At 63.7% G+C, this 628-nt stretch carries 1 protein-coding gene; it reads right to left on the bottom strand.

Annotation, left to right across the window (positions count from 1 at the left end):
* The coding region (locus GQF01_RS00205) for an AMP-binding protein (RefSeq protein WP_161404594.1) at positions 1-571 on the bottom strand (571 nt) is incomplete at its 3' end.
* Positions 572-628: the final 57 nt, after the last annotated feature.

Raw genomic sequence — 628 nt, 5'->3', positions numbered from 1 at the left:
CAGCCGCATGATGCTCGATCATGACGCCTTTGGGCACGCCCGTCGAGCCGGAGGTGAAGATGATGTACGCCAAATCCCGCGAACTCCGCTGCACCTTAGGCCGACTGTTCGCGCAGCGCAGCGCGGTGGCGCTGTGATCCAGACGCACGACCGCAACCGCTTCGTCTGCGAAGTCCGCTTCTGCATCGGTGACCACCGCCACCAGCTCCGCACGGCGCATCACGTCCTGCTTGCGCTCTTTCGGATCCTCGGGATCAAGCGGCACATAAGCCGCCCCCGCCTTGAGGATCGCCAGCATCCCGATCACGGACAGCATGCCTCGCTGCACGCTGAGGCCGACGCGGTCGCCCGGCTGGACGCCCCGCTCTGCGAGATGATGCGACCAGCGGTTCGACCAGTCCTCCAACTCGGCGTAGCTCATCTGCTCTTCGCCGTGGATCACCGCGATCTGTTCCGGTGTTCGCTTCGCCTGCTCGCTCACCAGTTCATCCAGCATCATGTTGTCCGCATACGGAACATCCATCGCGCTTAAAGCTAAGGCCGCTTCCCGCTGCTCCGCCTCTGTCAGCAAGCCCAGCTCGCTAAGCTTCCCTTCCGGCCTCTGTGTGACACGCCCCGCCAACGTTAA

The organism is Paenibacillus silvestris, assembly GCF_009882985.1.
Taxonomy (GTDB): domain Bacteria; phylum Bacillota; class Bacilli; order Paenibacillales; family NBRC-103111; genus Paenibacillus_E; species Paenibacillus_E silvestris.
Note: the sequence above shows the minus strand (reverse complement) of the source record. Positions and strands in the feature narration are given on the sequence as shown.